Source organism: Herbaspirillum sp. B65 (assembly GCF_000333555.1).
GTDB lineage: Bacteria > Pseudomonadota > Gammaproteobacteria > Burkholderiales > Burkholderiaceae_D > Herbaspirillum > Herbaspirillum rubrisubalbicans.
In genome coordinates this window covers 1-1,657 of record NZ_BADI01000651.1, presented here as the reverse complement: position 1 = coordinate 1,657, position 1,657 = coordinate 1, and the positions used below count along the sequence as shown (strand labels likewise).

3 protein-coding genes are annotated in these 1,657 nt (G+C 61.7%); all 3 read left to right on the top strand.

What is annotated here, in order from left to right; all coding sequences use genetic code 11:
* Window positions 1-444: PDZ domain-containing protein (locus tag I5W_RS15395; RefSeq protein WP_044529884.1), on the top strand; the 444-nt coding region annotated here is incomplete at its 5' end.
* A gap of 120 nt (window positions 445-564) precedes the next feature.
* Window positions 565-858, top strand: coding sequence for a glutaredoxin family protein (locus I5W_RS15390; protein WP_044529883.1), 294 nt, complete (start codon window positions 565-567; stop codon window positions 856-858).
* Window positions 859-1,022: 164 nt separating this feature from the next.
* A partial coding sequence (locus I5W_RS15385; RefSeq protein WP_044529882.1) for a GTP-binding protein occupies window positions 1,023-1,657 on the top strand: 635 nt, incomplete at its 3' end.

The window sequence follows — 1,657 nt, the reverse complement described above, 5'->3', positions numbered from 1 at the left end:
AGCGACCTGCCGCGCATGGTCGGGGCCACCAAGCCGGGCGCCAAGGCCACCGTCAATATCTGGCGCAAGGGCAGTGCGCGTGACGTTACCCTCACCGTGGTCGAGCTGGAAGCCGACAAGCCCAAACAGGCCGAAGAGAAGAAGGCCAAGCCGGATAACACCCCCAACTCCCTGGGGCTGGTGGTGAGCGACCTGACGGACGCCCAGAAGAAGGACTTGAAGGTCGATAACGGCGTACTGGTCGAGGCCGTCAGCGGTGCCGCGGCCGGTGCCGGCATCCGCCCGGGTGACGTCATCCAGCGCCTCAATGAAGTCGATATCAATGATGCCAAGCAGTTCGCCCAACTGGTGGCCAAGCTGGATGCCAAGAAGCGGGCGGCAGTGCTGGTGCGTCGCGGCGACTCCTCACAGTTCGTGCCGCTGCGTCCCAACGGCGGCAACTGAGGCTGGCGGGTTTTTCGAAAAATTGCCAGAAACTTCAGTATGAAGGCTGCGGCTCCCAGGGGCCGCAGCCTTTTTCCTTGGTTTCCGCCGTGCGGCGTGAAAAAACCTTCATATGACCTCATGACCACCCTCGATCCGCAAGCTGCGCCCTCCGAATCCTTGCAATTCATCATCTATTCGCGCAGCTACTGCCATCTGTGCGAAGACTTGCGCGATGCCTTGCGCCAGGCGCTGGGCGCGACGCCGGCCCACATCGAGATGATCGATGTCGATGCCGACGATGTGCTGGTGGCGCGCTATGACGAACTGGTGCCGGTGCTGATGGGGCAGGGGCGCGATGGGCAGTGGCATGAGTTGTGTCACTACCACCTGGATCCGGTCCGTCTCCAGGCATTTGTTGCTGGAAAGAAATAACTGTCGCTGTCGCGGCCAGGCCCGGCCACGCGCTTAGGCACCGGAAAGTCGGGCTTGTCCCTGTGAATTCCGGTAAAATGCCGGGTCGAATAAGCTGTTGCAAAGGCGCTCGGCTGGGCACTGCCCGCTTCGGAGCGCCTTTTTTCATCGTTTCCAGTCTGTTAATGAACAATATCCGTAATTTCTCGATCATCGCCCACATCGATCACGGCAAGTCCACGCTCGCCGACCGCATCATCCAATTGTGCGGGGGCTTGTCCAACCGCGAGATGGAAGCCCAGGTGCTGGATTCGATGGATATCGAGCGCGAGCGCGGCATCACCATCAAGGCCCAGACCGCAGCCCTGTCCTACAAGGCCAAGGATGGCCAGATCTACAACCTCAACCTGATCGATACCCCGGGGCACGTCGACTTCAGCTATGAAGTCTCGCGTTCGCTGTCGGCCTGCGAAGGCGCGCTGCTGGTGGTCGATGCTTCGCAAGGCGTGGAAGCGCAGACCGTGGCCAACTGCTACACCGCCCTGGACCTGGGCGTGGAAGTGGTGCCGGTCCTGAACAAGATCGACCTGCCCTCGGCCGACCCCGACAACGCCAAGAGCGAGATCGAGGACGTGATCGGCATCGACGCATCGGATGCCACTCCCTGCTCGGCCAAGACCGGCCTGGGCGTGGAAGACGTGCTGGAAGCCATCGTGGCCAAGGTGCCGGCGCCCAAGGGTGACCCGGATGCTCCGTTGCAGGCCCTGATCATCGATTCCTGGTTCGACAACTACGTCGGCGTGGTCATGCTGGTGCGCAT